This is a genomic window from Escherichia sp. WS2035 (assembly GCF_046487065.1).
GTDB lineage: Bacteria > Pseudomonadota > Gammaproteobacteria > Enterobacterales > Enterobacteriaceae > Escherichia > Escherichia coli.
Map to the genome: position 1 here is coordinate 1 of NZ_JBJQKD010000061.1, position 606 is coordinate 606.

At 49.5% G+C, this 606-nt stretch carries 1 protein-coding gene and 1 tRNA gene; both read right to left on the reverse strand.

All coding sequences use genetic code 11. The annotated features are described in order from the left end of the window. The coding region (locus ACJHX4_RS26770) for an Arm DNA-binding domain-containing protein (RefSeq protein WP_324709870.1) at positions 1-315 on the reverse strand (315 nt) is incomplete at its 3' end. A 197-nt stretch (positions 316-512) separates the two neighbouring features. Continuing rightward, positions 513-588: transfer RNA gene (locus tag ACJHX4_RS26775), tRNA-Phe, on the reverse strand. Between the last annotated feature and the right edge of the window lie 18 nt (positions 589-606).

Here is a 606-nt window from a genome sequence, read left to right on the forward strand (position 1 = left end):
CCAGCGTCGTGCAATATGTTCAAAAGAGAGCTGTAAATCAGGGACTACTTTTTTAGCTCTTTTCTGTTCGCAAGGGTCAATCCCCTCCGAAATCAGTTTTCGGGCCTCATCCCGTTTTGTACGAGCTTCGGAGAGAGAAACTTCTGGATACACACCAAGTGCCAGAGTCTTCTCCTTACCCAGAATACGATAACGGAGACGCCAGTAACGGGAACCATTAGGATGTACCAGCAGGAACATGCCAGCCCCGTCAGTGAGTTTATAAGCCTTGTCAGTGGGCTTTGCAGCCCGGATTTTTGCGTCAGTCAGTGCCATAGTTCAGCCTTCTGAATGCGTTAAAGAGGGTACAAATTCTGTCGAACTGGGGTATACCCGCAATTATACCCACACAATGGGGTTGATGTGGGGGGAATCTGGTTGAGTTCGGTAGAATTGATTTGTAGGCAGAACGCTTAAATCGTGGCGTTCTGAAACGAAAAACGGACCTCCGTGGAGGTCCGTTTATATGAATTTGGTGCCCGGACTCGGAATCGAACCAAGGACACGGGGATTTTCAATCCCCTGCTCTACCGACTGAGCTATCCGGGCAACGGGGCGCATTAAACC